Source organism: Gemella sp. GH3, from assembly GCF_013415425.1.
Taxonomy (GTDB): Bacteria; Bacillota; Bacilli; order Staphylococcales; family Gemellaceae; genus Gemelliphila.
Genome location: NZ_JACBYC010000028.1, coordinates 1 through 823, shown reverse-complemented (window position 1 = coordinate 823; position 823 = coordinate 1). Strand labels below are relative to the sequence as shown.

General features: G+C 37.2%; 1 pseudogene. It reads left to right on the top strand.

Annotated elements, in window-relative coordinates:
* Positions 1-823: pseudogene (gene polC, locus HZY83_RS00510) on the top strand (PolC-type DNA polymerase III); the annotation flags it as partial.

Sequence of the window (823 nt, the reverse complement as noted above, 5' to 3'; positions counted from 1 at the left end):
CATTATATATGTTCACATTGTAAAACAAGCGAGTTCTTCAATGATGGTTCAGTAGGTTCAGGTTTCGATCTTCCTGATAAAAAATGTCCTACATGTGGCAATGAACTCATAAAAGAGGGACAAGATATTCCATTCGAAACATTCTTAGGTTTCAAAGGAGATAAAGTTCCCGATATTGATTTAAACTTTAGTGGGGAATATCAACCAAATGCGCATAACTATACCAAAGTGCTATTCGGAGAAGATAAGGTTTTCCGTGCAGGAACAATTGGTACAGTTGCTGAGAAAACTGCTTTCGGTTTTGTAAAAGGATACTTAAATGATCAAGGTATTCATAAACGCGGAGCTGAAATTGATAGATTGGTTAAAGGTTGTACTGGTGTTAAACGTACGACTGGACAACATCCGGGTGGTATTATAGTAGTTCCTGATTATATGGATATTTATGATTTTACACCGATACAATTTCCGGCAGATGATCAAAGTGCAGCTTGGATGACAACTCACTTTGACTTCCACTCCATTCATGATAACGTATTAAAACTTGATATCCTTGGTCACGATGATCCAACAATGATACGCATGCTTCAAGACTTATCAGGTATTGATCCTAAAACTATTCCAGTTGATGATAAGGATACGATGCAGATTTTCAGTGGACCTGAAAGTTTAGGCGTTACTGAAGATGAAATACTATGTAAAACTGGTACATTTGGAGTTCCTGAATTTGGTACTGGGTTCGTTAGACAAATGTTAGAAGACACGAAACCAACAACCTTCTCGGAACTTGTACAAATTTCTGGATTATCACATGGTACTGATG